Here is a 15426-nt window from a genome sequence, read left to right as displayed (position 1 = left end):
CGATGAGTCTGATTTGGCATGACTGGGGCGTGAAAGACCTGAACCCTTATGCGCTATACGACATTTTGCGCCTGCGCAGTCAGGTCTTTGTGGTGGAGCAGCAGTGCGCCTATCAGGACCCGGACGGTCTGGATCTGGTGGACGGCAACCGCCATGTGACCGCCTGGCAAAACGGCAGGTTGATCGCCTGCGCGCGATTGCTGGCGCCCCATGACGGGCAGGACGCCGTAACCATCGGCCGGGTGGTCGTCGCGCCCGACGCGCGCGGTCAGCAGTTGGGGCATCAGTTGTTGATGCATTCACAGGCCGCCTGTGCCCGACACTGGCCGGGGCGGGCGCAGTACTTGTCCGCGCAGGCGCACCTGCAGCATTTTTATCAACAGTTTGGTTTTGCCGTCTGTGGCGACGGTTACGACGAGGATGGGATTCCCCACGTGCCGATGCGCACGGCGGGGTAATGACGGTTCTGTAAAGGTGACCCGCCTGCCTGCGCGGCAGGCGGGGCGCCGATCAACTGGCGGTATGGGAAATGGAACTGCCGAGTTTCTGAACGTCCTGACCGAATCCGCGAGCGGTGTTGCAGCCGGTCAATGCGGTCGCCATAAATAGCGTGGCAACCAGTAGGGTGATCGTTTTCATGGTGGTTTACCTTTTATAGCGTATAACGGGGCAAATCCCGCCTTCACTTTGTCATAATCCCGTGCCGGAATTCAACGTGTCGTCAGTCGGTTAAGCCGGATTTTTGTGCTGCGACCGTGTCTCTTAGCTACTCATTCTTCCGCCAGAAACAGCTCCAGCAACGAGTTGAGAAACAGCTTGCCGTGTTCGGTCACCTGCCAGTGCTGCCCGGTTTCGGTCAGGTAGCCTTGCGCCAGCGCCGCGTCGATGTACGGACGGATGGCGTTTTCCGGCAGTCCGGTGTAGGCGGTGAAATCAGCGCGCGGCGCTGGTTCCAGCAACCGGAAACGGTTCATGAAGAACTCGAACGGCCGGTCGGCCATCGCCACCTCGCTGCGTTGCTGCAGGTAATTGCCCTGCATGTAGCCGCGTGGATGGCGGGTTTTCACCGTGCGCACAATACGGCCGTCGGCGAAGGTGATTTTGCCGTGAGCGCCGCAGCCGATGCCCAGATAATCGCCGAAACGCCAGTAATTGAGGTTGTGCTGGCACTGGTAACCCGGTTTGGCGTAGGCCGAGGTTTCATACTGCTGATACCCGGCGTCGCTCAACAAACGGTGACCCTGCTCGAAAATGTCCCACAGCGCATCGTCGTCCGGCAGCACCGGTGGGCGCGAACCGAACAGGGTGTTGGGCTCAATGGTTAACTGATACCAGGACAAGTGCGGCGGATTGAGCGCGATGGCCTGACGCAGATCGTCCAGCGCGTCGTCCAGCGATTGCTCCGGCAGCCCGTGCATCAGGTCGAGATTAAAACTGCGCAGCCCCAGACCGGCGGCCAGCCGGGCGGCGCGTTTGGCCTCTTGTGGACCGTGGATGCGGCCCAGCCGCGTCAGTTTATCCGGGCTGAAACTCTGCACGCCGATGGAAATCCGGTTGATGCCTGCCCGCTGGTAGCCGCTGAAGCGGTCGGCTTCCACCGTGCCGGGATTGGCTTCCATAGTGATTTCCGCCTCGGCCGGCAAGGACAGCCTTGAGCGCACGCCATCCAGCAACTGTTGCATCGCGTCGGCGCTGAGCAGGCTCGGCGTGCCGCCGCCGATAAAGATACTGTGCAGAGGGCGTCCGCCCGCCAGCGGCAGGTCGGCATCCAGATCCGCCAGCAGGTGCGCCACGTAGTCGTCGTGCGGCACCTCGCCTTTCAGCGCGTGGGAGTTGAAGTCGCAATAGGGGCACTTCTGCACGCACCAGGGAATGTGGATGTACAGGCTGAGCGGCGGCAGATTAAGCATGTCGCAGGGCATCCAGCAGCTGACGCAACGCCTGACCGCGGTGGGAGAGGGCGTTTTTCTCTTCGCGGCTCAGCTCGGCGGCGGTTTTGCCGATTGACGGCACAAAAAACACCGGGTCGTAGCCGAAGCCGCCTTCGCCGACCGGCGCGCGGGCGATGACGCCCTGCCAGCTGCCGTGGCACACCAGCGGCGTCGGGTCGTCGGCGTGGCGCAGATACACCAGCACGCAGTGGAAGCTGGCCCGACGCTGCTCGTCCGGTACGTTGTCCAGCGCCGCCAGCAGTTTGTCGAGATTCTGCCGATCGCTGGCGTCTTCCCCGGCGTAGCGGGCGGAGTAAATCCCCGGCGCGCCGCCCAGCGCGTCCACCGCCAGGCCTGAATCGTCGGCGATGGCTGGCAGACCGGTTTCACGCGCGGCGTGGCGCGCTTTCAGAATGGCGTTTTCGATAAAGGTTAAACCGGTTTCCTCGGCGGATTCGACCCCCAGCGTGGTTTGCGCTACCACGTCGAGGCCGAAATCCGCCAGCAGACCGGCGAGTTCACGCACTTTACCGGCGTTGCCGGTGGCTAAAACCACGTTTTGCATCTGTTGTTCCTGCAATCTGTTCAGGGTATTTGTTCAGGGAATCACTTCCGTTCAGGGAATCACTTCTGTTCAGAGAATAACTTCAGGAGATGAGTTCCGCGACATCGGCCGGGATGGCTTGCGGGTTGACGATTCTAATCTGTTTGTGACGCCCAAGCTCGCCCTTTTCGATGGTCACCATGCCTTTGGCGACGCGAAACTGTTTGGCAAGAAATTTGATGAGGTGAGCGTTGGCCTGACCGTCCACCGGCGGCGCGGTGATGGCGACTTTAAGCTCGTCGCCATGCAGCCCGACAATCTGATCCCGGCTGGCTTTCGGCTGAATATACAGCCGAATCACCAGCCCGTCTTCGCAACGACTGACGGCACTCACAACAGGAACCACAGCCCCGGGAAAAAATCCATGCCGAGATAGTTCAACAGGTACAGCACCAGAATCACCACCATCGGCGAGAAATCCAGCCCACCGGCCGACGGCAGAATGCGGCGCACCGGCCCCATCAGCGGTTCAGTCAACTGATGCAGCATGTAGTCCACCGGGCTGCGGCCCTGGCTGATCCAGCTCATCAGCGAACGGATAATCACCACCCAGAACACCAGATAACCCGCAGATTTGACCAGCGCCAGCAGCCCCACCAGCAGGTTGATCGGGCTGAGCGACAGCGAGCCGACCTGAATCAGCAACAGTAACGGATACTTGAGCGTGGTGAGCAGAAACGCCAGCAGCAGCGAGGCGCTGTCGATCGGCCCCAGCGACGGGATGATGCGACGTAGCGGCCCGATGATCGGCTGGGTGAGCTTCACCACGAATTGCGCCAGCGGGTTGTAAAAATCACTGCGCGCCCACTGCATCCAGATGCGCAGCAATAACACCATCACGTACAGGTCAATCAGGGTCTTGACCAGAAAAGTCAGGGTCAGCATGAGACGGTTATTCCTTCATTAAAAATCATGTTTCAGACGGCAATCAGAACAGCGATTCCATTTCCTTCGCACGGTGTACGGCGGCTTGCATAGCATCGGCGACAATCTGGCCCAACTGGCGCTCGTTGAACACGCGCAGCGCTTCAGCGGTGGTGCCGCCTTTGGAGGTCACATTTTCCCGCAGTGTCGACAGCGGGATGTCCGGGCTGGCGTCCACCAGCGCCGCCGCGCCGCTGGCTGCCTGCTGTACCAGCAACCGGGCGGTGTCGGCGTCGAAGCCCTGACGAATCGCTTCCTGCTGCATGGCTTCCATGAACAGGAAGAAATAAGCGGGAGCGCTGCCGGCGGCGGCAATCACGCCGTTAATCTGCGCTTCGTCGGCGACCCAGCACAGCTTACCGACGCTCTTCATCAGGTCGGCGGCAAACGCCCGATCGGCTTCGCCGACGTTCGCCGGCGCGTACAGCCCGCTCATGCCCTGGCCCACCAGCGATGGGGTGTTGGGCATGATGCGTACGATGTTGAGCGAATCGCCCAGTAACTGACGGAAACGGGCGACGCTGACGCCGGCGGCGATCGACAACACCAGTTTGCCGCTGAAATCCACCTGCTGCGCCAGCGTTTGGCAGACGTCCGCCATCAATTGCGGTTTGACCGCCAACACCACAACGTCGGCATCGCGGGCGCTGGCGATATTGTCGCTCAGGCTGGCAACGCCATAACGGGCGGCCAGTACGTCCCGGTTTGTGGCGGACGGCGCGCTGACGCTGACCTGGCTGGCCGGATAGCCGCCCGCCATCAGACCGGCGATGATCGCCTGCGCCATATTGCCCGCGCCGATAAAGGCTATTTTACGGTGTTCCATCAGATTCTCGCTGTTCTCATCTGTCCGTTAAGGTTAACTGGCCGGTGAACGGTAATCACGTGCGCCAAAAATCGCGGTGCCGATCCGCACCAGCGTGCTGCCGGCCTCAATGGCGGCGGCCATGTCGTCGGTCATGCCCATCGACAGGGTATCCAAAGTGCCATAATCCGCTTTTAGTTGCAGAAAAAGTTCGGTCATCTGGCGAAATACCGCCAATTGACGGTCATGATCCGTTTCCGGCGCGGGGATCGCCATCAGCCCGCGCAGCCGCAGGTTCGGCAACTGGGCCACGCTGGCCGCCAGTTCCGGCAGGTCGCCGGCCAGAATGCCGGATTTGCTCTCTTCCTGGCTGATATTGACCTGCAACAGCACGTTGAGCGGCGGCAGATGCGCCGGGCGCTGTTCGCTCAGGCGTTGGGCGATACGCAGCCGATCGATGGTGTGGCACCAGTCGAAGTGCTCCGCTACCGGGCGGCTCTTATTCGACTGCAACGGTCCGATAAAGTGCCATTCCAGCGCCGTATCCGGCTGATGTGTCTGAAAATGGCGAATCTTGTCGACCCCTTCCTGCACATAGTTTTCGCCAAATGCCCGCTGCCCGGCCGCAATGGCTTCTTCGATCGCGCTCACAGGTTTGGTTTTGCTGACGGCAAGCAGCGTAATTTCTTCTGGCGCGCGCCCGCAACGTTCCGCCGCCGCCGAGATTCTCTGCCGGACGTCCTGTAGATTTTGCTGGACTGTCGATGTAGTGACTGTCGATATCGTCATAATGGTTCAGGAGGCCAATCAATGGATGTGAGTGAATGGGTGCGGTCTAGTGTAAAACAGAATGTGTCCGATCTGCACCTGTGCAGCGGTCATCCGCCGGTTTGGCGTATCGACGGGCAACTGGTGGCGGATGTTGCGCAGCCGCCGTTGCACAACGACGAGCTGGAGCAGTGGTGCGGCAGCTGGCTGGAACCAGCCTGCGAGCAGCAACTGCGGCAAAGCGGACAGACCGACTGCGCGCTGACGCTGCCGGAGGGGCAGCGGTTACGGGCCAATCTGTTTATGCAGCGCCACGGCCTGTCGGCGGCGCTGCGCCTGATCCCGTCACATCAGCCGGATCTACAGGCGTTGGGCGCGCCGCCGGTGGTAGCGGAGCTGGCCGATCGCCCCGATGGTCTGATTCTGGTGACCGGCGCGACCGGCAGCGGTAAATCCACCACGCTGGCGGCGATGATCGCCTCGCTCAATCAACGCCGTGCGCGCCACATTATTACGCTGGAAGACCCGATTGAGTTCCTGCATGTCAGCCAACGCTGTCTGATTCAACAGCGGGAGATTGGCCGTCATAGCGATGCGTTCGCCAGTGCGCTGCGGGCGGCGCTGCGCGAAGACCCGGACGTGCTGCTGCTCGGCGAGTTGCGCGACAGCGAGACGATTCGGCTGGCGCTGACGGCGGCGGAAACCGGTCATCTGGTGCTGGCGACGCTGCATACCCGGCGGGCGGTGCAGTCGGTGGACCGGCTGGTGGATGTCTTTCCCGCCGAGGAGAAAGCGTTTGTTCGCACGCAACTGGCCGCCAGTTTGCAGGCGGTGGTGGCGCAGAAACTGTTGCCGGGCGCGCAAGGCGGGCGCGTGGCGCTGTTTGAAGTACTGCTCGCCACCCCGGCGGTCAGCAACCTGATCCGCGAAGGTAAAACCCACCAGTTGCCGAGCCTGCTGCAAACCGGCGGCCAGGTCGGCATGCAGACCTTTGAACAGAGTTACCAGCAGCGATGCCGGGAGGGGAGGCTGCGGCCTGAAATGAATGCCGGTTAATCTGGATGCCAGTGAAGGTCATGGTGTGTTGCCGGGGCGGCAATGTGCCTAAACAGATCGGGAGGGTTTCCTTTTGCTTTCAGCACAGGATTACTTCATGCCAGGTTGCATGTATAATAAACAGACCAACATGGGGAGGACGATATGGCTGTCAACCAAAAGCACCGGAATGAGCAGTATGTTATGCCTTCTCGCGAACAAATCATCCGTACTGTGGCGACATCGACAGCCATTGAAACCGGCCAGTCCTCCAGCATGATTGTCTCTTCACTGGACGAGCAGCGGGATAAGTTCGCTTACCTGAGTTTGGCTGTTCACCCACCCGTCAGTGCTTGATTAACCCAGTATGTCATCGGCTCATAATCCATTCCGACCCCGGCATGGATAGCACCAATATACTGGGTCTTATTCTGCTCCCAGGGTTGGTAGTCCAACGGGGGATAACCACCCTGAACGGCCATCACATCTGCCACCAACCTTGATATGCGCCCGTTTCCTTCGCGAAAAGGGTGAATCAGTATCAATTCTACGTGGACAACAGCAATGGCTTCGGCCAGCCGATCGCGCGCCATGCCAGTGCAAGGCGTGTATCGAGTGAGGCATTTATCATTGAATTGCGTAAGCAGGCTGGGGATTTGTGACGCACTGGCAAACAGGAATCCGCCTTTGCTGATATTGACGGATCTGTTTTGACCAGCCCAGTCATACAGGTTACCGAGCCAAAGCGCGTGCCATGCCCTGATCTGGTCGACACTCAGTTGCTGGTCGGCGGGAAAGTGGTCTTCAAAGACGAAATGATACAGTTTTTCCAGTAGGACTAATTCGGCGCCGTCAATGTCATCAGGGTTGGTAATACCGAGCCTGTTTTTCAACACCAGATCTTCCGAGCCTTGTGCGTACTGTCCTTCGCTGTTGAAAACATTATATCGTCCCATGATATCCTCCGGCCTTCAGTATCACACCGCACTATTATAGCGTTGAATGCATATATAGCGTTGAATGCATGCCCGTATCCTGTGCGGGCGCAGCGAAGAGCCTGTTTCAATAAGCTCTTCGTCACGCTCATTTGGTCACGCTTATTGTGGATGACGTTAATCAGGTTGGCGGTTTGGATACCGAATCAGCTCCGGTTCACGCTGCATGATGACCTTGCCGTGGCGTATCGACAGGCGCGCCTTGGCCTGACGCCGCACCGCTTCGTAGTCGTTTTCCGCATCCAGAATCAGCAGGTTGGCCGGGCGGCCGACGGCGAGGCCGTAGCCGTCGCCCAGATGCAGCGCTTTGGCGCTGTTGTCGGTCACGAAATCGAGACAACGCTGCAGATCCTGATACCCCATCATGTGGCAGATATGCAGCCCGGCGTCGAGAATGCGCAGAATGTTGCCATTGCCGAGCGGGTACCAGGGATCCTTGATCGAATCCTGCCCGAAGCAGACGTTCATGCCGGCACGGTCCAGCTCGGCTACCCGGGTGACGCCGCGACGTTTGGGAAAGGTGTCGAAGCGCCCTTGCAGGTGGATGCTTTCGGTTGGGCAGGAGACGAAGCTGATGCCCGAGCGGCGCAGCAGACGGAACAGTTTTGAGCAGTAGGCGTTGTCATAGGAACCCATCGCCACGGTGTGGCTGGCGGTGACGCGGGCACCCATGTTCCGCACCCGCGTTTCTTCCGCCAGCACTTCCAGAAAACGCGAGTTCGGATCGTCGGTTTCGTCGCAATGCACGTCCACCAGACAACCGGTGCGTTCCGCCAGATCCATCAGGAATTTCACCGAGCTGACGCCCTGTTCACGGGTGTTCTCAAAATGGGGAATACCGCCAACTACGTCGGCGCCCAGTGCGATGGCGCGTTCCATCAACTGGCGGCCTGCCGGGTACGACTCGATGCCTTCCTGCGGGAAGGCGACGATTTGCAGGTCGATCAGCTCCTTCGCTTCTTCTTTAACTTCCAGCATGGCTTCCAGCGCCGCCAGCGACGGGTCGGTGACATCGACGTGGGTACGCACATGCTGGATGCCGTGGTCGCGCAACATGCCGATGGCGGTATGCGCCCGGCGCTTGGTGTCTTCGTGAGTGATGGCGGCCTTGCGCTGGCTCCAGCGTTCAATGCCTTCAAACAGCGTGCCGCTCATGTTCCATTCCGGTTCGCCGGCGGTCAGGACGGCGTCAAGGTGAATATGCGGTTCCACCAGCGGCGGGATCGCCAGTTGCCCGGCGGCGTCGATGGTATCCGGCGTGGCGGGCAGCATGGCGGGCTGGGGGACCATCGCGGCAATCAGGCCGTCCTGCAGTTGCAGCGTGTGAAGCCCGGCCTGATGGCGCAGGGCGGCGTTGATAATCTTCATAATCACTCCTGTGAGGTTGTCTTGAACGACGGTATGGCGGTTCCCTGCGTCTGTGAACCAGACAGGCGCCAGACTAATAGCGCGACGGAAGCGTTGAGGCGAAACAGCGGATCGTTCAACGCGCCGCCCGACAGCTGTTCAATACGTTGCAGACGCTGATGCAGCGTATTGCGATGGATCGTCAGCCGCTCGGCGGCTTTGATCAGATTGCCGTTTTCCTGCAATACCGCATCCAGCGTTTCAATCAGCAAATGGGGCGATTTGCGGTTATTCTCCACCAGATTACCCAGCGCGTCGTGCATAAAGCGGGTAAGCAATGTCGGGTCGCTGACGGAAGTCAGCAATTGCAACACCCCCAGATCAGTGTAGTCGCACAGGCCTTTTTCCGGGCGCATGCTTTCTGCTGCGTTAAGCGCCTGCCGCGCTTCGCTCAGCCCGCGTCGATAGTGCTCGGCCGCACTGACCGGGCCGGAGAGCCCGCCAAACAGCGTCAGCGGCGCGATATCGGCGTTGATTGCCTGACGGAATGCGGTGAACTCCTGGTGTCCGCGGCGTAGCAGCGGGCTGTCGGCCGGCAGCGCCAGCAGGCAGAGGTCGCCCAGCATGACCGGCGGCAGGTATTCCGACATGAGTTCCTGTAGCTGTTGTTGCAACTGCTGGCGCGCCCCGTGCAGTTGCGCTTCCGGGCAGCCGGAATACGACGGGGAAAACAGCGACGGCATACCGGACAGACGCCATGCCGTTACCCGATGAGGCCTGTCCAGCGGCAACTGCAGCCAGGCGGCGCGCTGATGAAGGAGGGGCAGATCCGGATGATCGCTGGTCAGCAACTGGAGCAGAAAGTCGCTTCGCCATCTGTCCTGCTCACTTTCGGTATGATGATGAGGCAGGTTCCTGTGATGAAATACCGGCATGATGGTCCCTCTGGTTTTGCCCCGACATGGGGAACAGCAATCAATGTCCGTGGAATGACGTCCTTGGAGTTACAGCAAGGAGCGTGCCGGTTTTTCGGTTAGCGGCAGCCGGGCGGCGAGGGCGTGGCTCACTGTGCAGGTTGCATGGTTTGGCGCTGAAAACAGGCATACTGCGCCCGTTTGTTGTGCGTCATGCTGTGTTATGCACTGAAAGCGTGAATCTGCCGGGCTGGGAAAGGCTGAGCGTTCGGTTAGACGGGAAAGGCAGTGACCGATGGCCGGTCACTGCCGAAGCGGGGATGAGAATCAGCGCGCCTGCAGCAGCGCGGTGTGGTCTTCGATACGGAACATGGCCATCGCCTGCACCAACTGGCGAGACTGCTCTTCCAGCGATTGGGTGGTGTCGGCGGAAGCCTTGACCAGCGAGGCGTTTTGCTGGGCCACTTTGTCTATCTGGGTGAAGGCGATATTCACCTGTTCGATGCCGCGATGCTGTTCCTGAGAGGCGTAGGAGATCTCTTTCATCAGGCTGGTGATACGGTTGATCTCTTCCGCCACGTCGTCCATGGTGGTACCGGCTTTGGCAGCCAGGTCCAACCCTTCCGACACATGGGACTGAGAATCCAGGATCAGGGTGCGGATCTCTTTGGCCGCCTGAGCGCTGTGCTGCGCCAGACTCCGCACTTCGCCTGCCACCACCGCGAAGCCTTTACCTTGCTCGCCGGCGCGGGCCGCTTCCACCGCCGCGTTCAGGGCCAGAATATTGGTCTGGAAGGCAATGCCGTCGATAACGCCGAGAATATCGCTGATTCGTTTGGCGCTAGCGGCGATTTCACGCATTTTTTCCACCACGTAGTTAACGGATTCGTTGCCGCGATCGGTGGTGTCGGAAACCTGATTGGTCAACTGATGCGCCAGCTCGGCGTTGTCGGCGTTGCGTTTAACCGTCGCGCTCAGTTCTTCCAGGCTGGCGGCGGTCTGTTCCAGCGCCGCGACCGACTCTTCGGTCCGTTCCGCCAGATTGCGGTTGCCGCTGAACAACTCGCGGCTGCCTTGATCGATCTGATGACTGGCGTCACGCACCTGACTGACCGAATCCAGCAGCGCCAGCTGCATGCGCTCGATGGCGTCGCTCAGCCGGCCCAGTTCATTGTTGCCCCCCTGAGTAATGCGGCGGGTCAAATCGCCGGAGGCCACGTGTTCCAGCTGTTCAATGGCGTGATCCAGCGGTTTGAGCAGCATGTGGCGCAGCGCCAGCCAACCCAGCAGTACCAGCAGCAGCGACAGCAGGCAGGCGAACGCGATCAGCATCAGCATTATCCGTTCGTTGTTATTGGCCTGCTGGATATGTTGTTCGGAGAGTTGCTGGGAGTAGCTGCGGAAGTTCTGGATGGATTTATCAAATGCGTCGCTCAGGGGCGTCAGGTTGTTTTCCAGCAAGGTGTAATATTCGTCGGTGTACTGCTTTTTCAGGGAGTCCAACATCGGTTTTAGTCCCTGATTCAGGTAGTCCTGATAACTTTTTAACACCTGCTGCGCCAGTTTCTGCTCCTGTTCGCCATTGGTTCCCACGCTGCTGAACTGGCGAATCTCTTTTTCCGATTGTTGTACATAACCTTCCAGCTTTTCGGTTTCCTTGGCCCCGACGTCCAGCAAACCGATTTCGATTTTGCGCACCGCCAGCGTGGCGGAGGCTCTGGCTCGTAGCGTCAGGTTATAACCATTCATCAACGCGCCCAGTTGTTCTCCCTGAATCTGATTGAGCGCCGTCAGGGAGGCGCGGCTCTTGTTGATGGCCTGAATCCCCATACCGCTGACCAGCAGCAACAACAGGGTGATGACGGCCAGCAATGTCAGCAGACCGGTGCGGATGGAGAGATTTTTCAAACGCATGGTTCATTTCCTAGTGTGTGCAGAGCAAAAAACCACTGACAGAGCCTATTCCGGGCTCGCCGTACGTTAAGGTGTTGTAGGGTTATTTTTGTTCAGAACATAACAGATGAAACAGCATGTTAGGAAGCACGATTCTCTTATCTTTTGTGAATGGAAATGCATGGACTCGGGGAATTCCACTTTGGAAAGGATCGGTTAGCGCTAAATAAATTCGCCCGGCGTTGATCACTGGTTTATCATCTGCTGATAAAAAATGAACATGACGGGCACGAACCAGGGCTAACGAGCGCCATCCCGGTTCCAGCCCGCGTTTTTCGGGGCGGTCGCCTGACTGTCCGGCAAGGTACCCAGAGGTCTCTGTGCAGTTAACAAGTTTTACAGATTATGGTTTGAGGGCGCTGATTTATATGGCGTCATTGCCGGAGGGCAAAATGACCAGCATCTCAGAAGTAACTGAAGTGTATGGCGTTTCACGTAACCATATGGTGAAGATCATTAATCAGCTGAGCCGCGCCGGGCTGGTCATGGCAGTGCGTGGCAAAAACGGCGGCATCCGGCTGGGCCGCGATGCGTCCACGATTCGCATCGGAGATGTGGTGCGAGAGCTGGAACCGTTGTCGCTGGTTAACTGCAGCAAGGAATTTTGTCATATCACCTCCGCCTGCCGCCTGAAGCAGGTGCTGCAGCAGGCTGTACAGAATTTCCTGAAAGAACTGGATAATTACACGCTCGCCGATATGGTGGAAGAAAACCCGCCCCTCTATAAATTACTTCTGGTTGAATAAGCCTGTTCAGCCGCCTGCTGATGACAACGGAGGAACCGCAATGTCACAAGATCCGTTTCTGGAACGTGAAGCAGAAAAATACGAATTCCCCATCCCCAGCCGCGAGTACATTCTTGAGCATCTGGCAAAACGGGACACGCCCATCAGCCGTGAGGAACTGGCCGCCGACCTGCAACTGACCAATGATGAACAACTGGAAGCGTTGCGTCGTCGGCTGCGCGCTATGGAGCGCGACGGTCAACTGGTGTTCACCCGCCGCCAGTGCTACGCGCTGCCGGAAAAACTGGATCTGCTGCGCGGCACGGTGCTCGGCCACCGCGATGGCTACGGCTTCCTGCGGGTGGAAGGGCGCAAAGACGATCTTTACCTCTCCGCCGAACAGATGAAGACGGTGATCCACGGCGATGTGGTGCTGGCCCAGCCGTTGGGCGAAGACCGCAGAGGGCGCCGCGAAGGGCGCATCGTGCGTATTCTGGAGCCCCGCACCAGCCAGATCGTCGGACGTTACTTCACCGAGGCCGGTACCGGCTTCGTGGTGCCGGACGACAGCCGGCTGAGCTTCGACATCCTGATCCCGCCGGAATTTATCGCCGGCGCCCGCATGGGCTCCGTGGTGGTGGTGGAACTGACCCAGCGCGCCACTCGCCGTACCAAGGCTATCGGCAAGATCGTGGAAATCCTCGGCGACAACATGGGCACCGGGCTGGCGGTGGATATCGCGCTGCGTACCCATGAAATTCCGCACAGCTGGCCGCCCAAGGTGGAAGAGCAGGTGGGCGACCTGACGGACGAGGTGCCGGAAAACGCCAAGAAAGGCCGGGTGGATCTGCGTTCCCTGCCGCTGGTGACCATCGACGGCGAAGACGCGCGCGATTTTGACGATGCGGTGTACTGCGAGAAGAAACGCGGCGGCGGCTGGCGGCTGTGGGTGGCGATCGCCGACGTCAGCTACTACGTACGCCCCGGCACGGCGCTGGACCATGAAGCCCGCGCGCGCGGCACTTCGGTTTACTTCCCGTCGCAGGTGGTGCCGATGCTGCCGGAAGTCCTTTCCAATGGACTGTGTTCGCTCAACCCGCAGGTGGACCGCCTGTGTATGGTGTGCGAAATGACGGTTTCCACCCAGGGGAAACTGTCCGGCTATAAATTCTATGAGGCGGTGATGAGTTCTCACGCCCGTCTCACTTATACCAAGGTGTGGAGCATCCTGCAGGGCGACGAGGCATTGCGTGAGCATTACCAGCCGCTGGTGGCGCCGCTGGAAGAGCTGCACCGGATGTACAAGGTGCTGGAGCATGCCCGCGAGGTGCGCGGCGGCATCGCTTTCGAAACCGAAGAAGCCAAATTCATTTTTAACGCCGAACGCCGCATTGAGCGGGTGGAAGCGGTGGTGCGCAACGACGCGCACAAGCTGATTGAAGAGTGCATGATTCTGGCCAACATCTCGGCGGCGAAGTTTGTCGAGAAGAGCGAAGAGCCGGCGCTGTTCCGCGTGCATGACCAACCCAGCGAGGATCACGTGCTGGCGCTGCGCAGCGTGCTTGGCGAACTGGGGCTGACGCTGAAAGGCGGCATGAAGCCGCAGCCGAAAGATTACGCCGAACTGATGGATTCCATCGCCGACAGGCCGGACCACGAAATGCTGCAAACCATGCTGCTGCGTTCGATGAAACAGGCGGTGTATGACCCGGAAAACCGCGGTCATTTTGGCCTGGCGCTGACTTCGTACGCGCATTTCACCTCGCCGATTCGGCGTTACCCGGATCTGTCGCTGCATCGCGCCATCAAGTACCTGCTCAGCGACCGTAAGGCGCGCTGGACTCACAGCGGCGGCTGGCACTCGGATTTCAACGAGATGCTGCAACTGGGCGAACACTGTTCGATGACCGAACGCCGGGCCGATGAAGCCACGCGCGACGTGGCTGACTGGCTGAAGTGCGACTTCATGCAGGATCATGTCGGTGAAGCCTTTACCGGCATTATCTCCAGCGTCACCGGTTTCGGTTTCTTTGTGCGCCTCAACGACCTGTTTATCGACGGTCTGGTTCACGTTTCCACGCTGGATAACGACTACTATCGTTATGACAATGTCGGCCAGCGCTTGATCGGCGAATCCCGTGGTCAGACGTACCGACTGGGGGATGAAGTGCAGATCCGCGTTGAAGCCGTGCATATGGATGAACGCAAGATCGATTTCGCACTGGTGTCTTCCACCCGTAAGGTGCGCGGCGAAGGCAAAACCGCGCGCGATCGGGCGAAGAAAGGCGGCGAAGCGGACGCAAAACCGCCGCGTCGTCGTCGTACCGGGCAGCGCGCCAACTTTGAGCCGGATAGCGCATTCCGCAGCGACGGCGACGGCAAGCGTCAGCCTGCCGGCAAGGGCAAGGATAAAGATAAAGCGAAAACCGGCGGCAGGAAGAAGACGGCTAAATCGCAAAAGAACGCTGAAAAAACGCGTAAAATTGCTGCCGCCACTCGCGCCAAACGCGCCAGCAAAAAGAAGGCGCCGGCGGAATAACGGAAGTCGGCTGACCATCGCACCTGTATCATGGGCAGCCGGGCCGGCTGCCCCGTTAACCTGTTTGAAGCGTACTATTGAAGAGTTGTAATGAGCGAAATTATTTACGGCATCCATGCGGTGAAAGCGCTGCTGGAGCAAGACCCCCAACGTTTTCTGGAAGTGTTCACCCTTAAAGGGCGTGAGGATCGCCGCCTGCAGCCGTTGATCGCCGAGCTGGAAGCCAGCGGCATCGCGGTGCAGGTTGCTAACCGCCAGTGGCTGGACGACAAAGTGGAAGGCGCGGTGCATCAGGGCATTGTCGCCCGGGTGAAAGAGGGGCGACAGTATCAGGAAAACGATCTGCCGGGACTGCTGGCATCGCTGGATACCCCGTTCCTGCTGGTATTGGATGGCGTAACCGACCCGCACAACCTGGGAGCCTGCCTGCGCAGCGCCGATGCGGCGGGCGTTCACGCGGTGATTGTGCCGCGCGATCGGTCTGCCCAACTCAACGCTACCGCGAAAAAGGTCGCCTGCGGCGCGGCGGAAACCGTACCGCTGATTCGTGTGACCAATCTGGCGCGCACGCTGCGTTTCCTGCAGGAGCAGAACGTCTGGATCGTTGGTACGGCGGGCGAAGCGGATCACACCCTGTATCAGAGCAAACTTACCGGCCCGCTGGCGCTGGTGATGGGAGCGGAAGGGGAAGGGATGCGTCGCCTGACCCGAGAACACTGCGATGAACTGATCAGCATTCCAATGGCGGGCAGCGTGTCGTCGCTGAACGTGTCGGTCGCCACCGGAATCTGCCTGTTTGAGGCGGTACGTCAGCGCTCGGCGTAATCATGGCGCAGGCGCGCTAAAAGAGAACGGGCGTCAGACAAGATTCCCGACAGGCAGGGCA

Annotated in this window: 17 protein-coding genes; 6 read left to right on the top strand and 11 right to left on the bottom strand. The window is 59.6% G+C overall.

Translation table 11 applies throughout. The annotated features are described in order from the left end of the window. Positions 1 to 2: 2 nt before the first annotated feature. A complete protein-coding gene (locus DXXMK7_RS17120) occupies positions 3 to 458 on the top strand; it encodes a GNAT family N-acetyltransferase (RefSeq protein ID WP_038666075.1) in 456 nt (151 codons plus the stop codon). A 52-nt stretch (positions 459 to 510) separates the two neighbouring features. Here DXXMK7_RS17120 and DXXMK7_RS17115 read toward each other — a convergent pair whose 3' ends face one another. The 7 genes from DXXMK7_RS17115 to DXXMK7_RS17085 form a co-directional block, all read right to left on the bottom strand. Next, positions 511 to 639, bottom strand: a complete 129-nt coding sequence (locus tag DXXMK7_RS17115) for an entericidin A/B family lipoprotein (protein WP_038666077.1) — start codon at positions 637 to 639, stop codon at positions 511 to 513. A 131-nt stretch (positions 640 to 770) separates the two neighbouring features. Next, complete coding sequence (hemW, locus tag DXXMK7_RS17110; RefSeq protein WP_038920117.1) at positions 771 to 1910, bottom strand: radical SAM family heme chaperone HemW; 1140 nt, start codon at positions 1908 to 1910, stop codon at positions 771 to 773. Continuing rightward, on the bottom strand, positions 1903 to 2496 hold the full coding sequence (locus DXXMK7_RS17105) for an XTP/dITP diphosphatase (protein ID WP_038920116.1): 594 nt from the start codon (positions 2494 to 2496) through the stop codon (positions 1903 to 1905). Before DXXMK7_RS17105 ends, hemW begins: the two co-directional genes overlap by 8 nt. Positions 2497 to 2578: 82 nt before the next feature. Further along, positions 2579 to 2869, bottom strand: a complete 291-nt coding sequence (gene yggU / locus DXXMK7_RS17100) for a DUF167 family protein YggU (protein ID WP_038920115.1) — start codon at positions 2867 to 2869, stop codon at positions 2579 to 2581. Beyond that, positions 2866 to 3420, bottom strand: coding sequence for a YggT family protein (locus DXXMK7_RS17095; RefSeq protein WP_038920114.1), 555 nt, complete (start codon positions 3418 to 3420; stop codon positions 2866 to 2868). Before DXXMK7_RS17095 ends, yggU begins: the two co-directional genes overlap by 4 nt. A gap of 43 nt (positions 3421 to 3463) precedes the next feature. Then, complete coding sequence (proC, locus tag DXXMK7_RS17090; RefSeq protein ID WP_038920112.1) at positions 3464 to 4285, bottom strand: pyrroline-5-carboxylate reductase; 822 nt, start codon at positions 4283 to 4285, stop codon at positions 3464 to 3466. Between the two features lie 33 nt (positions 4286 to 4318). After that, positions 4319 to 5053 (bottom strand): YggS family pyridoxal phosphate-dependent enzyme, encoded by a 735-nt coding sequence (locus tag DXXMK7_RS17085; protein ID WP_038920111.1) that lies wholly within the window; start codon positions 5051 to 5053, stop codon positions 4319 to 4321. Between the two features lie 21 nt (positions 5054 to 5074). Here DXXMK7_RS17085 and DXXMK7_RS17080 point away from each other — a divergent pair, with 21 nt between their 5' ends. Then, on the top strand, positions 5075 to 6088 hold the full coding sequence (locus DXXMK7_RS17080; RefSeq protein WP_038920110.1) for a type IV pilus twitching motility protein PilT: 1014 nt from the start codon (positions 5075 to 5077) through the stop codon (positions 6086 to 6088). A 144-nt stretch (positions 6089 to 6232) separates the two neighbouring features. After that, positions 6233 to 6424 carry a hypothetical protein gene (locus DXXMK7_RS22090; RefSeq protein WP_071605231.1) on the top strand — a complete coding sequence of 64 codons (192 nt, stop codon included), beginning with the start codon at positions 6233 to 6235 and terminating at the stop codon, positions 6422 to 6424. Here the strand turns inward: DXXMK7_RS22090 and DXXMK7_RS17075 are convergent. From DXXMK7_RS17075 to DXXMK7_RS17060, 4 genes are all read right to left on the bottom strand, one after another. Beyond that, the gene (locus DXXMK7_RS17075) at positions 6403 to 7023 is read right to left on the bottom strand and encodes a Fic family protein (RefSeq protein WP_038920109.1); all 621 of its coding nucleotides are present in this window, start codon (positions 7021 to 7023) and stop codon (positions 6403 to 6405) included. The two genes, DXXMK7_RS22090 and DXXMK7_RS17075, sit on opposite strands and share 22 nt — an antisense overlap. A 156-nt stretch (positions 7024 to 7179) precedes the next feature. Continuing rightward, a complete protein-coding gene (gene codA / locus DXXMK7_RS17070; protein ID WP_038920108.1) occupies positions 7180 to 8430 on the bottom strand; it encodes a cytosine deaminase in 1251 nt (416 codons plus the stop codon). Between the two features lie 2 nt (positions 8431 to 8432). Next, complete coding sequence (locus tag DXXMK7_RS17065) at positions 8433 to 9344, bottom strand: CdaR family transcriptional regulator (protein ID WP_038920107.1); 912 nt, start codon at positions 9342 to 9344, stop codon at positions 8433 to 8435. Between the two features lie 306 nt (positions 9345 to 9650). Beyond that, complete coding sequence (locus tag DXXMK7_RS17060; RefSeq protein ID WP_038920105.1) at positions 9651 to 11237, bottom strand: methyl-accepting chemotaxis protein; 1587 nt, start codon at positions 11235 to 11237, stop codon at positions 9651 to 9653. 359 nt (positions 11238 to 11596) lie between these two features. On the opposite strand from DXXMK7_RS17060, the gene nsrR reads away from it, so the two are divergent. The 3 genes from nsrR (at position 11597) to rlmB (ending at position 15365) form a co-directional block, all read left to right on the top strand. Next, on the top strand, positions 11597 to 12022 hold the full coding sequence (nsrR, locus tag DXXMK7_RS17055) for a nitric oxide-sensing transcriptional repressor NsrR (protein WP_038666099.1): 426 nt from the start codon (positions 11597 to 11599) through the stop codon (positions 12020 to 12022). Between the two features lie 40 nt (positions 12023 to 12062). Then, entirely contained in the window at positions 12063 to 14540 is a 2478-nt protein-coding gene (rnr, locus tag DXXMK7_RS17050; protein WP_038920104.1) for a ribonuclease R, read from the top strand. Positions 14541 to 14630: 90 nt separating this feature from the next. After that, positions 14631 to 15365 carry a 23S rRNA (guanosine(2251)-2'-O)-methyltransferase RlmB gene (gene rlmB, locus DXXMK7_RS17045; RefSeq protein WP_038920103.1) on the top strand — a complete coding sequence of 245 codons (735 nt, stop codon included), beginning with the start codon at positions 14631 to 14633 and terminating at the stop codon, positions 15363 to 15365. Positions 15366 to 15426 lie beyond the last annotated feature (61 nt).

The organism is Dickeya sp. MK7 (assembly GCF_000406305.1).
In the GTDB taxonomy this organism is placed as follows: Bacteria; Pseudomonadota; Gammaproteobacteria; order Enterobacterales; family Enterobacteriaceae; genus Dickeya; species Dickeya fangzhongdai.
This window is presented reverse-complemented; position numbering and strand designations above follow the sequence as displayed.